The following is a 17,931-nucleotide window of genomic DNA, read 5'->3' as shown; positions in this document are numbered from 1 at the left end:
ATTACACAAGAAATCAATTTACGAGAGCAATTACGAAGAATCTTTGCGACATGACAAGGAGATAGACGATATTATATCAAAACTTTTGTCGCTACCAGATTACCATTCGGAATTTCAATTACGATTCGAGGATGATTATCATAAGGAAATGAATGTTCCTTTAGACTACACCACTTTGATTCCTGGGCTTCTACATTCGGTGAAACAGTTACTGCCATCGAACTATCTCCAGAGGGTGACTCCTATCGTAGTAAGACACGATTCTCAAAATTTTATAATTTGCCTGAACTCATGTCCTTTGTTAAAGAAATGGCTGATATTAAAACTGCAGACCTTTTGAATTTACCAACACCCCAAGCCCATTACGAAACAATTTTAACCAGACCTACGAACCATCAGAAAGAAATTTTAAAGACTTTATCTGAACGAGCTGATAAAGTTCGGAATAGAAAAGTTGAGCCTCATGAAGATAATATGTTGCGAATAACAAATGATGGAAAAAAGATTGCCTTGGATCAACGGTTAATCAATACCTTACTACCAGATGATCCGGAGAGTAAGGTCAATGTTTGCACAAAAAATATTTTTTCCATTTGGGAAAAATCGAGCGAACAACGGTCAGCACAGCTAGTTTTTTGTGATATGTCTACACCTAAAGGGGATGGGACGTTCAATCTTTATGATGATATGAAAGGCAAGTTAATTGAACTCGGAATTCCTGAAAATGAAATTGCATTTATACATTATGCAAATAATGAAAAGCAAAAGGCAGAACTCTTTGCCAAGGTCAGAAGTGGAGATGTTCGCATTTTATTTGGTTCTACATCGAAAATGGGAGCAGGAACAAACGTTCAAAGTAAACTAATAGCCTTACATGATTTAGATGTTCCTTGGAGGCCAGCTGATTTGGAGCAACGGTCTGGTCGTATCGTGCGTCAGGGGAATGAAAACAAGGATGTCTATATCTACCGTTATGTGACCGAGAATACCTTTGATGCGTACCTTTGGCAGACCATTGAAAATAAGCAAAAGTTTATCTCCCAAATTATGACCTCAAAAACACCTGTGCGCGTGGCTGATGATGTTGATGAGAATACCTTGAACTATGCAGAAATTAAAGCACTTGCGACTGGTAATCCACTTATTAAAGAAAAGATGGATTTAGATGTTGAAGTATCGAAGTTACGAATGTTGGAATCCAATTATAAATCTAACCTCTATCAGTTGGAAGATAAAATTGCAAAACATTATCCATCAGAGATTATTCGATTAAAAGGGCAAATTGAAAAAGCAAATGAAGATATTAAAAGACGTGAGCCTAAATTACAAGGAGATGGCCTATTCAACGGAATAGAGATTTTAGGTAAGACTTATTCTGACAAAAAAGAAGCAGCAGAAGAATTGATGAAAATTTTACCATTGGTTCCAGCTGAAGGCAGTATGCCTATTGGTAACTATCGTGGATTTGAAGTTTCAGCATTCTTCAATCAGATTGCTCAAGCAATGGATTTTATGATTGAGGGAAATCTTTCTTACAATGGTCATTTTGGTGAAAGCCCAGAAGGCAATATTCAGCGTTTAGACAACGTTTTGGATCGAATTGATGAAGAACTATCCAAGCTAGAAAATAGACTGTCAGATGTCCAATACAAGCTCCAGGTAGCAAAAGAAGAGGTGACAAAACCATTTGAAAAGGCAGATATGTTAAAAGAAAAGACCTTGCGTTTAGCAGAGGTCAATCGAATCTTGGACATGGGCGAAGTAGAAGAACTGGATAATCCCAATCCCTTACTTGAAGATGTTAAAGCAGCGATTGTTGACTTTTTGGATCGTGAGTATGGCCTCTGCGAAGAATCTAGTCATAGTAACGTAGAACAATTCAATGATATATTCTCAACTGGAGATTTAGTCTACTTAGCCAAGAGCAAAAGTAACGTTGGTGGATATGATATTGAGTATAGTGTAGACTTGTCCAATTTTTCTTGGAAATTAACCTTCGCAGATTCAGATATTCGTACAGGTCAGTTTGATGGAAGTACACCAGAGGAGCAAGCCCAGCATTTTAAATTATTTTTAGAACATTCAACCAAAGACGATTTACTATCTATTGATGAGAAAACAACCTGTCAAATGCTCGGTTTACCTTATACGAGAGATTCGCTTGATCAGGACATGGATAACGATGGAATTACAGACCGTTATGACCATGATATCAAGGATAGTGATGTCTTTGAATCAACCTATGATGTTGATGGAGAGGAAAAACGACCTTCCACATTAGCACAAATTCAAGCTTTTAAAGCTGAAGTTGAAGAACGTGACTACAAAAGTCAGTATAAAGAAGAAATAGAAGAGGAGCAAGTAATATGAATTTTGAAGAAATGAAATCAACTTTAGAAAATATGTTGAAAGAAAACTATGCAGACTTTACCAAGGCCATTATTTCAATTGAAAAGGATATTTCAGACCCAGACTTGTTGGAACAAGTCTACCAGGCCTATATGGATGATGATTCAATTTCAGGTTTGTTGCATTCCAATATAGATGCGATTATTGAAACATTAGAAACTGATAAGAGCCAAATATCCCTAGTTAATGTTGAATTTGTTGGCAATGTTACGAAAGATGTTGAAGTTAACGTATTTCGAGGTGCGGATGGTGAGAATTTTAAAGTTGCAAATTTTTCCATAGCACGCAATGATGAAGAGGGGAATACGCAATTTACGAAGGTAATAGCTTATAACGGACGGGCTGACTTTGCAGAGCAATTAAAGAAAGGGGATTTTGTTAAGTTAACAGGTCAGATGAAGTATGATGAGTATGAAGGAAAACTCTTCAGTAACCTTGTTGTTAAGAATATAAAAATCTTAAAAACGAGAAAGAAATCCCTGGAGGAGAAGGCTGCGAAAGAAGAGAAACCTTCAACGTTAGGAGCATTGAAAGAGTATTCCCAACAAACAAAATCAGAACAAACTAAACCTAAACAGGATAAAGGGATGGAATTATGAAATAAGCTAGACTTCCGATTTTGGAGGTCTAGCTTATTTTTTCGGTCTGGAGTAAAGTGTTGTGCTTTGCTTAGTTTGATGGTCAATTTCAATTATCTCTAATACTGTATACCTTACTTGATTCATTGTGTAGTCACGAGTTGATTTTTCAAAGGTTGAAACAGGTATATACTGATTTGGCTCTTTGGAATCTCTCTGTCTATCAAGAAATAGATAACCGATTTTATTGTCGAACGTAAATTCTAATAGATACTCCCATCGAATCTTGCTTCCCTCGATTGGATATAGTTTTGTAAATCGTACTGATAGAGTTGGTGAAGAAAAACTTTCTCTGAGTATTTCGAGAATACGCAACCTTCCACATATATCAGTAAAACCATTTGACCTAGTTAGCAATTCTTCGGAGATTGTTTTTTTCAAAATCAAATTATAGATTTCGTGCTTAGATCTGGTGGGTAAAGATAAACCTCTTAACTTATGTATACCTGCTAAGTGTACAAAATGTTCCTCAGAAAACGTAAGATTAAGAGTTGTTTGCTGTCCTTTTCGTCCTAAAATAATTTGATAGGTTTTTGAAAGGAGTTTTTTATAATTTCTTGCGGATGAGAGTAATAATGATTCCATGTATTTCCTTAGAAAAAAGGACAGGATAACCTGCCCTTAGTAATGAGTGTTTTCTGTGTTGGCTTGAGGTGTTCACACACAACCCTGGTAAAGCTCCAGCCACAGTCAAACCAACCGACCATAGACCTTCAACGCTTAGTAAATACTCTTGTTATCTACAGTTTTAGTATATCTAAAAAGAAACATTAAATCAAGTATTTTGAAAAATTTTTGTCAACATAGATATACTGATTTTATTAGGAAATCTATTTCAAATGTTTCATAAATTCTTCATAAAAACTCTATTTATCCTAGGATTCCATGCTATAATTATTATAATATTCATAAAGGAAGTAAATGTATGGATTTAAGAAGTCAGAAAAAAGCAGCAAAAGAATTTATTCTCCGTTGGGAAGGTCGTGGCAATGAGCGTAAAGATAGTCAGTCATTTTGGCTGGATTTATTGAGTTCGGTGTATGGAATTGAGAATCCTACGGAATATATTACCTTTGAGGACACGGTTGTATTGGATAATACTAGTTTCATCGATGGCTATATTGATAAGACAAAGGTTTTGATAGAACAAAAGGGTGCAAGTAAAGACTTAAATAAGGCTATCAAACAGTCGGATGGTTCATATTTGACACCTTTCCAACAAGCTAAGCGTTATTCTGGTAGCATGCCATACTCACAACGTCCACGCTGGATTGTGACATCCAATTTCAAGGAGTTCTATATCTATGATATGGAGCAACCCAATGCCGAGGCAACGGTAGTCAAGTTGGCGGATTTAGAGCAGGAGTTTTACCGTTTAGAATTTTTAGTTGATAAGTCGAATGAGCATCTAGAACGGGAAATGCAGATTTCCATGGAGGCTGGTGAAATTGTCCACGAGATGTATGAGGGTCTGCTCAAACAGTATAAAAATCCAAATAGCACTGAAAGTCTGCACGCTATCAACCAGCTGATAGTTCGCTTGGTTTTCTGTTTATATGCAGAGGATTCAGGACTTTTTGGACACAAGCTAGCCTTTCATGACTATCTGGCTCAGTTTCCGGCACCACATTTTCGTCGAGGTTTAATGGAACTTTTCCTCGTTTTGGACACACCAATTGATGAGCGTGACCCGTACTTAGAGGATAGTCTGGCTGCCTTTCCTTATGTCAATGGGGGCATGTTTGCTGAGAAACAGATTGAAATTCCGAACTTTACCGAGGAACTGCGTGCCTTGATTTTGGAACATGCTAGTTCCCAGTTTGACTGGTCAGACATCAGTCCGACCATCTTCGGTGCAGTTTTTGAATCAACCCTCAACCCTGAGACCCGCCATTCGGGCGGTATGCACTATACCTCCATTGAAAATATCCATAAGGTCATAGATCCCCTCTTTTTGAATGACTTGAAAGACGAGTTAAACGACATCCGTCAATTTAAACAAGCCAAAACAGTGGAGCAAAAAGCCAAACAATTTCAGAATAAACTGGCTAGCCTAACCTTCTTTGACCCTGCTTGTGGGTCTGGTAACTTCTTGACCGAAACCTATATCTCCCTCCGACGCTTAGAAAACGAAGCCATCAAGCTTTATATGGGAGATAGTGTCAAGCTAGATGTAGAGGAGCTAGACTTGGTCAAGGTCAAACTCAATCAGTTCTACGGTATCGAGATAAATGATTTCGCCGTTTCCGTAGCCAAAACAGCTCTCTGGATCGCTGAAAGTCAGATGTTAGAAGCGACCAAGGAAATCGTATTTGCCGAGCTAGACTTTCTCCCCCTCAAGTCCTATACTAATATCCATCATGGCAATGCCCTGACAACTGACTGGGAAACAGTGGTGGATAAGGATAAGCTCAACTATATCATCGGAAATCCGCCGTTTTTGGGTGCGAGAGTGATGAGTAAGGAGCAGAAAGATAATCTATTGTCTGTTTTCGGAAACTACAAAGGTGCAGGTAATCTTGATTTTGTATCTGGTTGGTATCTGAAAGCAGCTCAACTAATGAGTGGAACAAATATTCAAACTGCTCTGGTTTCAACAAATTCGATTACTCAAGGTGAACAGGCTAGCTTACTTTGGAAACTTCTACTACACGATTTTGATGTATCAATAAATTTTGCTTATAAGACTTTCAAATGGAATAGTGAAGCAAAGGATAAGGCAGCCGTCCACTGTATTATTATTGGTTTTGGGAAGGAAAAAGCTGATAAAGTTCTCTTTGAAACACTTGACCAGGTGGTCAAAGTTAGTCATATCAATGGCTACCTTATCGATGCAGGGGACATATTCATCGAAAATCGGTCAAAACCAATTAGAGATGTTCCTGCAATGCAATTTGGCTCAATGCCAAATGACAATGGCTACCTAAGTAATTACACGCAAGAAGAAAAAGAAGTGATTTGTCAGCAATATCCGCATGCAGAAAAATTTTTCAGACCAATATATGGTGCCAAGGAATTTATTAATAGAAAGGCTCGTTGGGCGATCTGGTTGGATAAGACAAACCCTAGTGAATGGCGATCTATAAAACCAATCATAGACGCTGTTCAAGCAGTGAGAGAAAGTAGGGAATCATCTAATCGAGCTTCTACTCGGAAACTAGCTGATACTCCCTATCTATTTGGAGAAATCCGCCAACCAGATTCTCCATACATCATTGTTCCCTCAGTTTCTTCGGAACGTCGCAGATATATACCGATGGGCTTTATGACACCAGAGAATCTTGCGAGTAATCTAGTTTTAATCATCCCCAACGCCACGCTCTACCACTTTGGGATTCTCACATCTAATGTACACATGGCTTGGATGCGGACGGTGGCAGGGCGATTGAAATCGGATTATCGTTATTCCGCTAAGATTGTCTACAACAATTTCCCTTGGCCAGAGGTGACGGAGGAGCAGGAGGAGAAAATTGCTCAAACGGCGCAGGCGATTATAGACGCTCGTGCCCTTTATCCAGATTCAAGTCTTGCTGACCTCTATGACGAGCTGACCATGCCAGTCGAACTTAGAAGAGCTCACCAGGCCAATGACAGAGCTGTCATGACAGCCTATGGCATGACCAAGAAGGTCGACGGCACCAACACCTGGCTGACTGAAAGTGAGACCGTTGAGAGACTGTTTGACATGTATGAGGAATTGGTGAAGTAGGAGGAGTCATTATGGCTAAAAGTCCAAAAGTCTTTATATCTTATTCTTGGGATAGTGATTCTCATATCAAATGGGTGAAACAACTATCTGATAAACTAAGAGTGAATGGTATTGATTCAAATATTGATCAGGATTCATTAGTACTGGGTGACAGATTGCCAGAGTTTATGGAAAAACAGATTACAGAATCTGACTTTGTCTTAATAGTTTGTACAAAGAATTACAAAGAAAAGGCTGACTCAAGAAAGTCCGGTGTAGGCTATGAGGGACATATAATTTCAGGAGAAATATTTTCATTGAATAACGAGAGAAAATTTATCCCAATTTTGAAAGAAAATAAACCTTCAGAAGTGTTACCTATTTTTTTATCAGGGAAACTTGGAATTCATCTTCCAGATTTAATAACTGAAGACGATAAAGGATTTCAAGAATTGATTGCCACAATATTTAATGTTAAAAAGAAGCCTGTATTGGGTAAAATACCTGACTTTGTAAGTTTGCCGAAAGAAAAAATTGAAATTTTAGAGCAAAATGAGGTCAAAATAATCGGATTTGTTGAAAACGAGATTTCAGCTCCCAAAATGGATGGTAGTCCAGGTTGTGCTCTCTATAAAATCCCATTCAAGCTTAACACTTCTCCCAATCGGGAATGGTGTAATTATTTTCTTGAAAGTTGGCGTTATCCTCCTAAATGGACTTCTATGCATCGCTTTAATATTGCTAAAGTAATAGGTGACAAAATAATTCTTGATGGGACCACAATGGAAGAGGTTAAAGAGTACCACCTAGCTACTTTAAAACTTTGTATTCAAGAAGCTAATGAGAGATATAGAAAATCAATAGAGCTTGAGAGATTCAAAAGAGATAATGAGCTAAAGAAACTGACTAATCATTATGATAACGTGAATAAAATCTTACGAGATATTGAATTTTAATAGTTGATTGAAATTTGAAGTAAATCAGGAGCTCATCACCCGATGAGCTCCTATTTTTTATGCCATACTTGTAGTCGTTTTTTGATAGATAAATTTCCTGATAAGTTTATTGTCATCAAGAGTTTCAATCTGGAATATAAAGTAGTGGTCACGGTTATCTAGGGATTTTTCCTTATTGAGAACAAAGTAGTTTTTATGTGATGCTGCCATTGTTTTCAGAATATCGTCTATCAGAAAGGTCAATGGAATATTCATGTCGGAGTAGCGGTAGAAATCTCTCTCAAAGTCCTGATAACTCTCGCTAGAATAGTCCATTTGAAGTTCATTACGCTGGAAATCAAGCAGATTCATAAAGTGCCTCCTCAACTAGAGATATGCTGATAATGTCATTCATTTTCAGCTTGACATGGCCAGCCTTAGTTTTGATTAGGATATTGTCTTTGGTTAAATTTGGAATGGTACCAATATAGGAAACACGCTGTTTCTTCTCTGTTACGTCAATGCGCGCGGTAAGTTGTCCTGCATAGACTTGACTGAGTAGGAGTAGTTTCTTCTCAATGCTTAGTTCGGATAAATAAGTCACATTGCTCGCATCATCTGAGAGTGCAGAGGTATGCTCAGATAGGAAAAAGCCCATCCATTTTTGCATCTTGACATCCTGGTACTCTCGAGCTGATTGAAATGGTAAGTATGAACGGTCAATCATTTTAATCCCTCCAATCCACCAGCGGAATGCCCGCCGATTAGTTTACTACGTTCAATATTGCGGGAACCTTCAGTTAGAACGGTTCCTTTTTGAATAGCTAAAAAGCCAAATTTTTCTCTAACAGCATCAATTGCGGTCTGTATTTTTTCTTCTTTCTCTATTGTCTCTAAGTCATCAAAAAGCGATAGGAGCGTCAAATTTTCATCCACAAAACCACTATATGTGACCCCTATTTGCCTCACAATTCCATATGAATATTTACTTCGGAATAATTCAAGTACATGACTTACCATTGTTCTTGGGAGATTTGCGGGGTCAATTTTTTTCTGTGCATTTATAGATTTTTTCATTTCAGTCCTAGAATAGCCAATATGAATAGAAACGACAGTAGCTTTCTTATGGGCTGAACGTAGCCGATTAGCAACCTGGTCAGCCATTTCAGCTAATACGATTTCAATTTCCCTTTGGGTTCTGTAATCTCTAGGAAGTACTTGTGAGTTACCCAATCCTCGTGATTTTGGTTTATAGGGTTCATGGACGTTACTCTCATCAACTCCATTGGCGTGAAACCATAGCTGAACACCGACTTTACCGAATTCTTTTTTGAGAATATCAGGATTGAAATTGGCCAGTTCTTTGATTGAATGAATACCAAGTTTTTGTAAATGAATCTCGGTTTTACTACCAATCCCCCAAAAGTCTGTTAAATTTGGAATGGCCCATACCTTGGTTTCTACATCTTCGTATGACCAGTTAGCTCTCATTGTAGCAGTTTTCTTAGCTTCATTATCTAGAGCTAGTTTAGCTAGAAGAGGATTGGAATTGCTCATTCCAACAGTTGAGATAATACCTGTTTTACGGTAAATATCTCTCTGAATCATAGCCGAAATATTATCTAACTTATCTTTCCTTGACATTGACTTATCAGAAATAAAGTAAGAGAGTGAGCTAGTAAGGTCAATAAAGCCTTCATCGATTGAATAGGGGAGAATGTCATCTGGAGCAGCATAATCTTGAAAGATATGCTGAATCTCTAGATTCTTCTCAATATATCTGTCCATTCGAGGAGGAACGATGAGTGTACGCTTTGCCCAGTGTTCAATAAACGATTTATACTTCGGTGTTACCTCAATTCCCTGTTTCCATGCATTTTGATAGCTGAATTTTCGAGTGTTGATATCAAATGGCAGGTCGTAGGAACGACCTACATTTGCTTTTCCGAAGACTTTCTTAAACATAGGAGAAGAAGCTAGAATTAGACCAGAAGAGTTGTCAGCCCTACTCATGACACAAAGTGAAGTATGAAGCGGGTGAAGTCCTCTCTCTACACATTCGATGGATGCGTAGAAAGATTTCATATCAACAAAAGCAATATCGCTACGTGGTTCTTTTGAATAGTCGATATAGCCCATACTATTCACCTTGTTTTTAGTTTTGCTAGTTCATCGACCAATTCTGTCAGATGGTCTGTTACGTCGTATTCTTTTTTTTCAAGAGATAAGATAATGCGGTCTTCCTTGAGGTAAATCATTTCTTTAACAAACTTTGACATCTCCTACCCTCCAATCACAGGCATGAAGTGCCCTACAACCTTGCCAACAATTCTGATTTCATCTTCAAAGGGGATAAATTTCTCGGCAACATCTGGATTGATAGAAACCATTCTAAAGCCGTCTTCTTCACGATAGAGTTTCTTGATGTAGAGAGCTCCATTCCAGTTTAATGCATAGACAGCCCCATCATAATCAAATCCAGTAGCTCGAATCAACGCAACCTCTCCGTCTTTGTAAACAGGTTCCATTGAGTTACCTGAAATCCAAGTCGCTATATCAAACCCTGAATATTCATCTTCTGAATAAACAGTTTCTGTTTCATACTCATCAAAGAAACTTTCACCTGGTCCAGCAGATAATTGAACTTCAGAAAGCACCTGATAGGAGAACAGTGACACAACATTCTCAGCAATGGATTGAGATGCTAACAGTTGTTCAACATAATCCTCGGCAGCTAATTTATTTTCATCTGTGAGTAGAAGATAGTTTTGAACGATAGTATATTCAGATTCAAAAAAAGATTCCTCTACATCGAAAATATCAGCAAGTATTGAAAGATTCTTCTGATTTGGTTTGGTTTTTCCGCTTTCCCAGGCACTAAAAGACATGCGACTAATATTCAGTTTTCGTGCTATTTCAGCTTGTGAGAAACCTAATTCTGTTCTTTTTTCTTTTAATTTTTTTGGAGAGAACATGATTACTCCTTTCTTTGTCAGTTTATAAACTTACACAAAGTATAAAATATTTTTTGAATTTTGACAAGTATTAGTTTAAAAAATAATTTGACAATTCCATATAATGAGCGGACAAAATATGATAAATGCAGTAATCTAGAAGTGCGAAAGGAGTGATATTGTTATGATTTTGTTGAGTTTATATGGGCTAATTATTGTTGCAGCAATTTGTCTTTTCTTTTTCATTGCAAAGACTTCTGTTAAGCTTACTTGTTTTGCAATTGATTTCGTTGCAGTATTTATCTATACAATTTATCTTTTACACGGACTAGTATCTAGTAAAATTTCTAGCGGAAATATGACTTATTTTTGGGATGTTTTGTTTGGATTGGCTTCAGTCGTGGTCTATGGTTTTCTAATGTTGTTGTTGACCATTTACTTGCCAAAGGTAAGTAAGATTATCAATTTCGTGATAGTATATTTTGGTGTAGGGATAGGTATTTGTTTGGCAACTGATTTCATAACTTCCCTATTATCAATCTTTAATTCAAATATTGAAGCAACCTATCGGTTACAGTTTTTGAATAATGACCTTGCTAATGATGTATTTTACTATGTACTATTTCTCTTTGTTTCTATACCTGTATGGAAGAAGCGGATGGATTATCTAGCTGGTGAATAATCTTAAATATTGCGATTTTGTTCAGTTTCAAAGTAATAGTCAATATTTTTCTTGTGCTGATATAGTTTGTTGAATTGAAATTTTATTTGAGAATACTCTGTCATAAGGGTATTCTTTTTTTCTTGCAATTGTTCTAACTGGGATAATATGTCTTTTGGATTGGCTGATTTATAATTCTGTGAAAGGTCTTGTTTGGCCTTTTTGTAGGCAGTAATTTCTTTCTGATATTCTTTTGAGAACTGGCGATTATCTGGTTGTTTCTGATAATGATGATAAATGAGTCTATTCTTCTGTAGGACGTGAAGATTTTCCATTATCTTACCAAGTTCCGTCATTTTTTTATCAATTTGCTTAACTTCATCTTGAATCGAGATTTGTTTATCAGCAATAAATTCGATGGCAAGTTCTAAATCATTTTTTGTTTGAATTCCTAGATTTCTCAGTTCGACTAGACCTTGTGCCATGGATTTTAAGTTGTGTTTTCTCGCCCAAAATTCTAAACCTTTCTTGTCAGTAATCTTAGTTGTATCAATAAGTTGTTGAGGCGGATTCTTCTCAATTCTTTCTTTCAATCTCTCCTCAGTATAGTCTAATCCAATCGTTTTAGAGCGTGTGAATCTAGAAGCATTTTTACATTTGAAGGCAATGTGTTTTCCAAATTTGACTTCGCATTTTGATTTCTTCATACGGTCAAGAAAGTCGTCCCATGAGTTCGAACGTGAAATATTTAGGTCGATAAGAAATTGTAAATATGACTTCCAACCTTTACCATTTTGGTTTTGTTCCCACTCATAGTGGGATTTTCCTCTGGTTTTGTATTTCGTGCGATAGGTTTGATAATGTTCATCAATAATTGACAATTTGTATTTTTTGCATAAGCGATCACTAGTATACCGTATTTGGTGATAGGTCCGTTTATTGCTTTGATAGCATTTCCCAGTTTTAAAATTGACATTATTAAAAATTATATGATTATGAATATGGCCTTTGTCAACATGAGTAGTTAGTACAAATTCATACTCATCTTTCAAGATATTTTGACAGAGTTCTAGTCCAATTTTATGGGCAGTTTCTTGGTCAACTTCACCTGGTAAGAAGGATTGAATCAGGTGTCTAGCTAGTACCGTTCCATTTACTTTGTTCTCTTTTCGAGTTTGTAAGAATTGTAAATGAGCAGTGGTAGGGAAACACATGTGTGTCGAAATAAGCGTTTGACCATCTGTTTTTTTCTTCTCAAGGATGTAGTCTATTGCAAAATGCAGAGTAGATTTAATGGGGTGAATTTTAGTAACAGCCATATCAAATATCCCCCTGATTTGTTCTGTTGTAGAGTATGTTTTGTAGTTTATTGAGTTCCTTGCTCAAACGGTGTATTTCATTTTGTATTGTCATAATGTCCTCTTTATAAACAAGGGAGTAAGTATTGACCTTCTTGGCAATTTGGTTGACATTAGTGGAAGTCTTGGAAAGGAGATGTTGTAACTCTCTAAATGGTTGCATATCGACTTCATAAATCGATGTTTCAAGGATACACTTGAGGACGAAATGCCGCATTGATTTTGACCGAGATTGTCCATATTTTTGTCGCACTTGAGCAAGTTCTTTATCAGAAAGTCGAATTTTTAATTGGTTTGGTCTAGTACGTTTTTCCATTGTCTATTCCTTTCTATCGGGGTCTTAGGGTTCTCCCTAACAAGTAAAATATAACGAAAAAAGCAGAGCCAAAGGCGTCTGCTTCGTTAATTTTATCGTAAGTGGGTACCCACTTACTGTGCTTGCTACAACAGTTTTATATTGTAGAGCGGTAAGCTAAATTGTTTTGTTAAGAAGTACTATTAATCATAAGCTATCCACTCTACATTGAGTTGGTCAGCGGCATTCAGCAATGTTTTATCAGGATAGTTATCAGAAATAATGGTTTTATACTGTTCTAAGTTATTGATTTTGAAGAAACCTGTATGATTAAATTTTGAGCTATCAATGAGTAAAATCGTATCTCTTGCTTGATCGATGATACTCTTTTTAGCCAATGCTTGACTAAAGGAAACTTCATAGACAAATTCATCATCAATACCACGGGCTGAACAGAACGCTAAATCAATACGGAAATGACTTAATAGGTTATTTTCACTATTATGGTTGATAACAGAAGCGGAGTGGTGTTTGACTTCACCACCAGTGATGAAGATTTTCATTGTTGGATTTGCTAGGTCTGCCAACATTTGAGCAGTATTTAAACCATTTGTAAAAATAATTAAGTTATCAATGTTAGCTAGATAGGGACAAAGTTCATAAACAGTTGTACTAGAGTCCAAGTAAATGCACATACCAGGACCGATAAAGTCCTTGGCAAGTTCTGCAATTTTCTTTTTAGCATCTCTATTTTCGGTTTCCCTAATTGAATGGGCTAGTTCAACGGTATTAAAAGAATTAAGAACGACTTCACCACGTTTTCTGGTTAGGAATCCCTGTTCTTCTAAATAAATTAAATCCCTCCGAAGGGTTGATATACTTGAAAACGTTAATTTTTCTAGCTGTTTGACATCAATTCTCTTTTTGGTATGAAGAATATCTGTAATTTCTTTTAAGCGTTTGTCTCTGCTCATATCAAGCCTCCTCATGTATATAATAACATAAAATGAACTAAAGTGAAATATATACCCAGTGAATTTTGAACAAAATTCATTTTTTCGTTCATCTATTGAAAATCAAGATTTAATATCTTAAAATAAAAATATGAAAGCGGTAACAAGTTGGAGGTGAGGAAAATGCAATCGGTACTTGCCATTGACCTGGGGGCTACATCAGGAAGAGCAGTGGCTTATTCACTTGTTGAAGATAAGATTATTGCAAATGAGTTAGTACGATTTACGAATTCCCCGATAAAGCATCGCGGCGAACTCTGTTGGAATGTAGAACATATTTTTCAAAATATAGAATTAGCTATTCAGACAGCTAAAAAATCATATGAGATGCAAGCCGTTGGGATTGATACTTGGGGAGTTGATTTTGCTCAGGTTGATAGTCAAGGGAAGTTAGTAACTCCACCGGTTTGTTATAGAGATAGTCGAACAAAAGGAATCCTAAACAAAATTGCCAAGTATTCATCGCTTGATGACCTATATTATAAGACAGGAAATCAGTTAATGGAAATAAACACATTGTTCCAACTGATTGCGGCTAAAGAGAAATCACCAGAATCTTATTTTAGAACACACAAGATACTTATGGTTTCTGATTATCTCAACTATCGATTGTCAGGAGAATTTGCTATTGAGCGAACCATCGCTTCGACGACACAGATGCTCAATCCTTTGACAAAGGAATGGAACCACGAAGTGCTTGCCATGTTTGAAGTGTCAGACTTGCTCTTACCTGACTTGGTGGACGAAGGTAATGTCCTTGGGAAAACACCAGACGGTATTAAGGTCATCAATGTCTGCCAGCACGATACGGCAAGTGCAGTAGCGGCCATACCGAACCTGGAGGAGAAAACACTCTATATTTCTTGTGGGACTTGGTCCTTGATTGGAACAGAATTGGAGAATCCAATCCTGACAGAAAAAGCCTTGACCTACAATTTTACCAATGAGCTTGGGCACAGTCGTAGCACACGATTTTTAAAAAATTGCACCGGACTTTGGATTGTCGAGGAGCTGAGACGAGACTACAAGGAACAGAGACAGGAATTTGGTTTTGATACTATTCGTCAGCTGGTAGAAGCAGTAGATGAAGACGTTCCGATTATTGATACAGATGACAGTCGCTTTGCTGAGCCAGGTCACATGATAGAAAATATTCAGACCTACTTAGTAGAAAAAGGCCATTCCAAACCAGAGGAAGCCGGTCAACTTTTCAAGATTGCCTATCATAGTTTGGCTCATAAGTATAGAGAAGTTATTGGTCAGTTGGAAGAAGTTGTTGATTACAATTTTAGCTACCTTCATCTGATTGGCGGCGGGTCGAAGTCAACTTACTTTTCTCAGTTAGTTGCCGATGTGACAGGAAAGACAGTCGTGACAGGCTTGTATGAGGCAACATCTCTAGGCAATGCTATTGTCCAATTCAAAGCACTTGGTTATATAAAGGATATAGCTGAAGCCAAGGAAATTGTGACAAATTCAGTAAACTTTCACTACTTTTATCCCGAAAAGGAGGAGGTCTAGGATGACAAACTATCCTAAAATTGGCATTCGTCCGACTATCGATGGACGACAAGGTGGGGTTCGTGAATCCCTGGAAGAAAAGACAATGGCCATGGCAGTGACTGCCAAGGAATTAATTGAAAGCAATCTTCGCTATGCTGATGGAACGCCTGTCCAGTGTGTGGTCGCTAGTCGTACCATCGGTGGTCAGGGTGATGCTGGTATTGTCTATGATGAGTTTTCAAGTCAAAATATTGTAGCGACTCTCTCAGTTACACCAAGTTGGTGCTACGGTACTGAAACCATGGACATGGATCCCCATACCATCAAGGCTATCTGGGGCTTTAATGGCACAGAGCGGCCTGGTGCAGTTTATCTTGCGGCGGCTATGAGTGGCTATGCTCAAAAAGGGTATCCAGCCTTTAAGATTTACGGGCATGATGTTCAGGATTTGAATGATAATTCAATCCCAGATGATGTGGCTGAAAAAATCCTTCTCTTTGCGAGAGGAGCAATCGCAGCTGGTCAGATGAAGGGAAAATCCTATGTCAACATCGGAGCATCTTCAATGGGAATTGCCGGCTCACAAGTTACAAGCTCCTTCTTTGAAGACTATCTGGGAATGTTGGTAGAGTTTGTCGACATGACCGAAATCCTTCGCCGTATCCAGCTGGAAATCTATGACAAAGACGAGTATGAAAAGGCCCTGGCTTGGATAAAGGAAAATTGTAAAGAAGGCATTGACATTAATGCTGGAAAAGATTTCCCAGAAGTTATTACGAAGTCAAAAGTAATCCCTGCAGATAAGGATTGGGAATTTATTGCCAAGCAAACCTTGATTATTCGAGATATTCTCTTTGGAAACCCAAAACTCGCAGAAATCGGCTGGGAAGAAGAGTCTCGTGGTAGAAATGCTATCTCAGGTGGTTTCCAGGGTCAGCGACAATGGACTGACTGGCTACCAAATGGAGATTTCGCTGAAGCGATTTTGGCCTCAACCTTCGACTGGAATGGTCCGAGACCCGTGACCGCTTTTGCGACTGAAAACGATACATTGAATGCAACCGCCATGTTATTTGGAACCCTCCTAACCAATAAGGCTCCAATATTCTCTGATGTCAGAACCTATTGGAGCCCAGAGGCGGTGCAACGTGTAACAGGTAAGGAATTGACCGGTCGTGCCAAGGATGGAATTCTCCATCTCATCAATTCTGGAGCTTCAGCTCTTGACGGCAGTGCAGCTGCACGAGATGAAAATGGACAACCGACCATGAAAGAATTTTGGAATATGACCGAGGAGGATGTCAAAGCCTGCCTCGAAGCCACAGACTGGTGCCGTGCCAACTACGAATACTTCCGCGGAGGTGGTTTCTCTTCACACTTTAAGACAGAGGGAGAATTGCCAGTAACTTTGATTCGTGTCAATCTCGTTAAGGGTGTGGGTCCAAGCCTGCAGATTGCAGAAGGCTATACCTGCCCGCTAGATGATGAGGTGCATCGTATCCTGGATGAGCGGACGGACCGCACTTGGCCAACTACCTGGTTTGCTCCAAATCTTGGTCAGCCAGGATTTGAAACGGTGTATGATGTCATGAATCACTGGGGCTCCAACCACGGTGCCTTCGTTCATGGACATATCGGTGCAGAAGTAATTACACTAGCAAGTATGCTCCGTATTCCTGTGGCATTACATAATGTTCCAAGGGAACGGATTTTCCGACCAGCAATCTTTGATGGTGTGGGAACAAAAGATTTAGAAGCGGCTGACTTCAAGATGTGTGAGGTTCTAGGTCCGCTATATAGCAAATAAAGGAGAACAGCCTATGTTCATGGAAAAAGAAAGAAAGGAACTCATCGCATACGGTAAAAAGTTAGTCACAGAAGGATTTACAAAGGGAACAGGTGGCAATCTTAGTGTCTTTGATAGAAAGCAGGGGTTGATGGCCATCACACCTTCAGGAATCGATTTCTTTGAAATCCAGGAAGAAGACATTGTCATTCTGGACCTGGAGGGAAATGTTGTAGAAGGGCATCGCCTCCCCTCAAGCGAATGGTATATGCACCTGATTCAGTACCAAGAACGGGATGATATTGACGCTGTTATCCATGCCCATACGACCTATGGAACGGTCTTAGCGGTCCTAAGAGAACCTCTTCCAGCCAGTCACTATATGATTGCGGTAGCTGGTAAGGATGTCCAGGTTGCGGATTATGCCACCTATGGAACCAAGGAATTGGCTGAAAATGCAGCCAAGGCTATGAAAGACAGACGTGCAGTCTTTCTTGCCAACCACGGTATCCTAGCTGGAGCCCAAGACCTGCTAAATGCCTATAACATTATTGAAGAAGTTGAATACTGTGCAAAAATTTACTGTGTTGCCAAAAGCATGGGAGAACCAGTCATCCTCCCAGACGAAGAAATGGAATTGATGGCTGAAAAATTTAAAACATATGGACAAAGACAAACATCAAAATAGACA

General features: G+C 38.3%; 17 protein-coding genes. 8 read left to right on the top strand and 9 right to left on the bottom strand.

The annotated features are described in order from the left end of the window. Window positions 1-309 precede the first annotated feature (309 nt). Both RFK25_RS05240 and RFK25_RS05235 read left to right on the top strand, forming a co-directional pair. On the top strand, window positions 310-2,370 hold the full coding sequence (locus tag RFK25_RS05240; protein ID WP_332412038.1) for a helicase C-terminal domain-containing protein: 2,061 nt from the start codon (window positions 310-312) through the stop codon (window positions 2,368-2,370). Next, window positions 2,367-3,008 (top strand): single-stranded DNA-binding protein, encoded by a 642-nt coding sequence (locus RFK25_RS05235; RefSeq protein WP_024380847.1) that lies wholly within the window; start codon window positions 2,367-2,369, stop codon window positions 3,006-3,008. Before RFK25_RS05240 ends, RFK25_RS05235 begins: the two co-directional genes overlap by 4 nt. A gap of 33 nt (window positions 3,009-3,041) precedes the next feature. Here the strand turns inward: RFK25_RS05235 and RFK25_RS05230 are convergent, their stop codons facing one another. Continuing rightward, window positions 3,042-3,632 carry a PBECR4 domain-containing protein gene (locus RFK25_RS05230; protein ID WP_332412037.1) on the bottom strand — a complete coding sequence of 197 codons (591 nt, stop codon included), beginning with the start codon at window positions 3,630-3,632 and terminating at the stop codon, window positions 3,042-3,044. Between the two features lie 340 nt (window positions 3,633-3,972). Here RFK25_RS05230 and RFK25_RS05225 point away from each other — a divergent pair, with 340 nt between their 5' ends. Then, window positions 3,973-6,756, top strand: a complete 2,784-nt coding sequence (locus RFK25_RS05225; RefSeq protein ID WP_332412034.1) for a DNA methyltransferase — start codon at window positions 3,973-3,975, stop codon at window positions 6,754-6,756. Window positions 6,757-6,767: 11 nt separating this feature from the next. Beyond that, window positions 6,768-7,691, top strand: coding sequence for a toll/interleukin-1 receptor domain-containing protein (locus RFK25_RS05220; protein ID WP_332412032.1), 924 nt, complete (start codon window positions 6,768-6,770; stop codon window positions 7,689-7,691). Window positions 7,692-7,748: 57 nt separating this feature from the next. Here RFK25_RS05220 and RFK25_RS05215 read toward each other — a convergent pair whose 3' ends face one another. Genes RFK25_RS05215 through RFK25_RS05195 form a run of 5 tightly spaced genes read right to left on the bottom strand, consistent with a single transcriptional unit; the run spans window position 7,749 to window position 10,645 of the window. Beyond that, window positions 7,749-8,042: a DUF5960 family protein gene (locus RFK25_RS05215; RefSeq protein ID WP_332412029.1), complete on the bottom strand. Its 294-nt coding sequence runs from the start codon at window positions 8,040-8,042 to the stop codon at window positions 7,749-7,751. Next, complete coding sequence (locus RFK25_RS05210; protein WP_167785440.1) at window positions 8,029-8,397, bottom strand: hypothetical protein; 369 nt, start codon at window positions 8,395-8,397, stop codon at window positions 8,029-8,031. Before RFK25_RS05210 ends, RFK25_RS05215 begins: the two co-directional genes overlap by 14 nt. Then, window positions 8,394-9,809 (bottom strand): Y-family DNA polymerase, encoded by a 1,416-nt coding sequence (locus tag RFK25_RS05205; protein ID WP_332412026.1) that lies wholly within the window; start codon window positions 9,807-9,809, stop codon window positions 8,394-8,396. The genes RFK25_RS05210 and RFK25_RS05205 overlap by 4 nt, the downstream gene beginning before the upstream one ends. 5 nt (window positions 9,810-9,814) lie before the next feature. After that, the gene (locus tag RFK25_RS05200; RefSeq protein WP_014636986.1) at window positions 9,815-9,949 is read right to left on the bottom strand and encodes a hypothetical protein; all 135 of its coding nucleotides are present in this window, start codon (window positions 9,947-9,949) and stop codon (window positions 9,815-9,817) included. A gap of 3 nt (window positions 9,950-9,952) precedes the next feature. Further along, a complete protein-coding gene (locus tag RFK25_RS05195) occupies window positions 9,953-10,645 on the bottom strand; it encodes an XRE family transcriptional regulator (RefSeq protein ID WP_332412023.1) in 693 nt (230 codons plus the stop codon). Window positions 10,646-10,808: 163 nt separating this feature from the next. On the opposite strand from RFK25_RS05195, the gene RFK25_RS05190 reads away from it, so the two are divergent. Then, complete coding sequence (locus tag RFK25_RS05190; protein ID WP_332412021.1) at window positions 10,809-11,306, top strand: hypothetical protein; 498 nt, start codon at window positions 10,809-10,811, stop codon at window positions 11,304-11,306. 2 nt (window positions 11,307-11,308) lie between these two features. Here RFK25_RS05190 and RFK25_RS05185 read toward each other — a convergent pair whose 3' ends face one another. The 3 genes from RFK25_RS05185 to RFK25_RS05175 form a co-directional block, all read right to left on the bottom strand. Further along, entirely contained in the window at window positions 11,309-12,604 is a 1,296-nt protein-coding gene (locus RFK25_RS05185; protein ID WP_332412019.1) for a relaxase/mobilization nuclease domain-containing protein, read from the bottom strand. A gap of 1 nt (window position 12,605) precedes the next feature. Next, on the bottom strand, window positions 12,606-12,959 hold the full coding sequence (locus RFK25_RS05180) for a plasmid mobilization protein (RefSeq protein WP_027973774.1): 354 nt from the start codon (window positions 12,957-12,959) through the stop codon (window positions 12,606-12,608). 182 nt (window positions 12,960-13,141) lie between these two features. Next, window positions 13,142-13,912 (bottom strand): DeoR/GlpR family DNA-binding transcription regulator, encoded by a 771-nt coding sequence (locus tag RFK25_RS05175; RefSeq protein ID WP_160863568.1) that lies wholly within the window; start codon window positions 13,910-13,912, stop codon window positions 13,142-13,144. Between the two features lie 162 nt (window positions 13,913-14,074). On the opposite strand from RFK25_RS05175, the gene RFK25_RS05170 reads away from it, so the two are divergent. Genes RFK25_RS05170 through RFK25_RS05160 form a run of 3 tightly spaced genes read left to right on the top strand, consistent with a single transcriptional unit; the run spans window position 14,075 to window position 17,928 of the window. Next, window positions 14,075-15,472 carry a rhamnulokinase gene (locus RFK25_RS05170; protein ID WP_332412014.1) on the top strand — a complete coding sequence of 466 codons (1,398 nt, stop codon included), beginning with the start codon at window positions 14,075-14,077 and terminating at the stop codon, window positions 15,470-15,472. Between the two features lies 1 nt (window position 15,473). Beyond that, window positions 15,474-17,261 carry an L-fucose isomerase gene (locus tag RFK25_RS05165; RefSeq protein ID WP_167785444.1) on the top strand — a complete coding sequence of 596 codons (1,788 nt, stop codon included), beginning with the start codon at window positions 15,474-15,476 and terminating at the stop codon, window positions 17,259-17,261. 13 nt (window positions 17,262-17,274) lie between these two features. Further along, window positions 17,275-17,928 (top strand): L-fuculose-phosphate aldolase, encoded by a 654-nt coding sequence (locus RFK25_RS05160; protein WP_443035552.1) that lies wholly within the window; start codon window positions 17,275-17,277, stop codon window positions 17,926-17,928. Window positions 17,929-17,931 lie beyond the last annotated feature (3 nt).

Source organism: Streptococcus sp. SS-4456 (genome assembly GCF_036680365.1).
In the GTDB taxonomy this organism is placed as follows: domain Bacteria; phylum Bacillota; class Bacilli; order Lactobacillales; family Streptococcaceae; genus Streptococcus.
The sequence above is the reverse complement of the archived record's forward strand: the minus strand, read 5'-3'. Positions and strand labels throughout refer to the sequence as shown.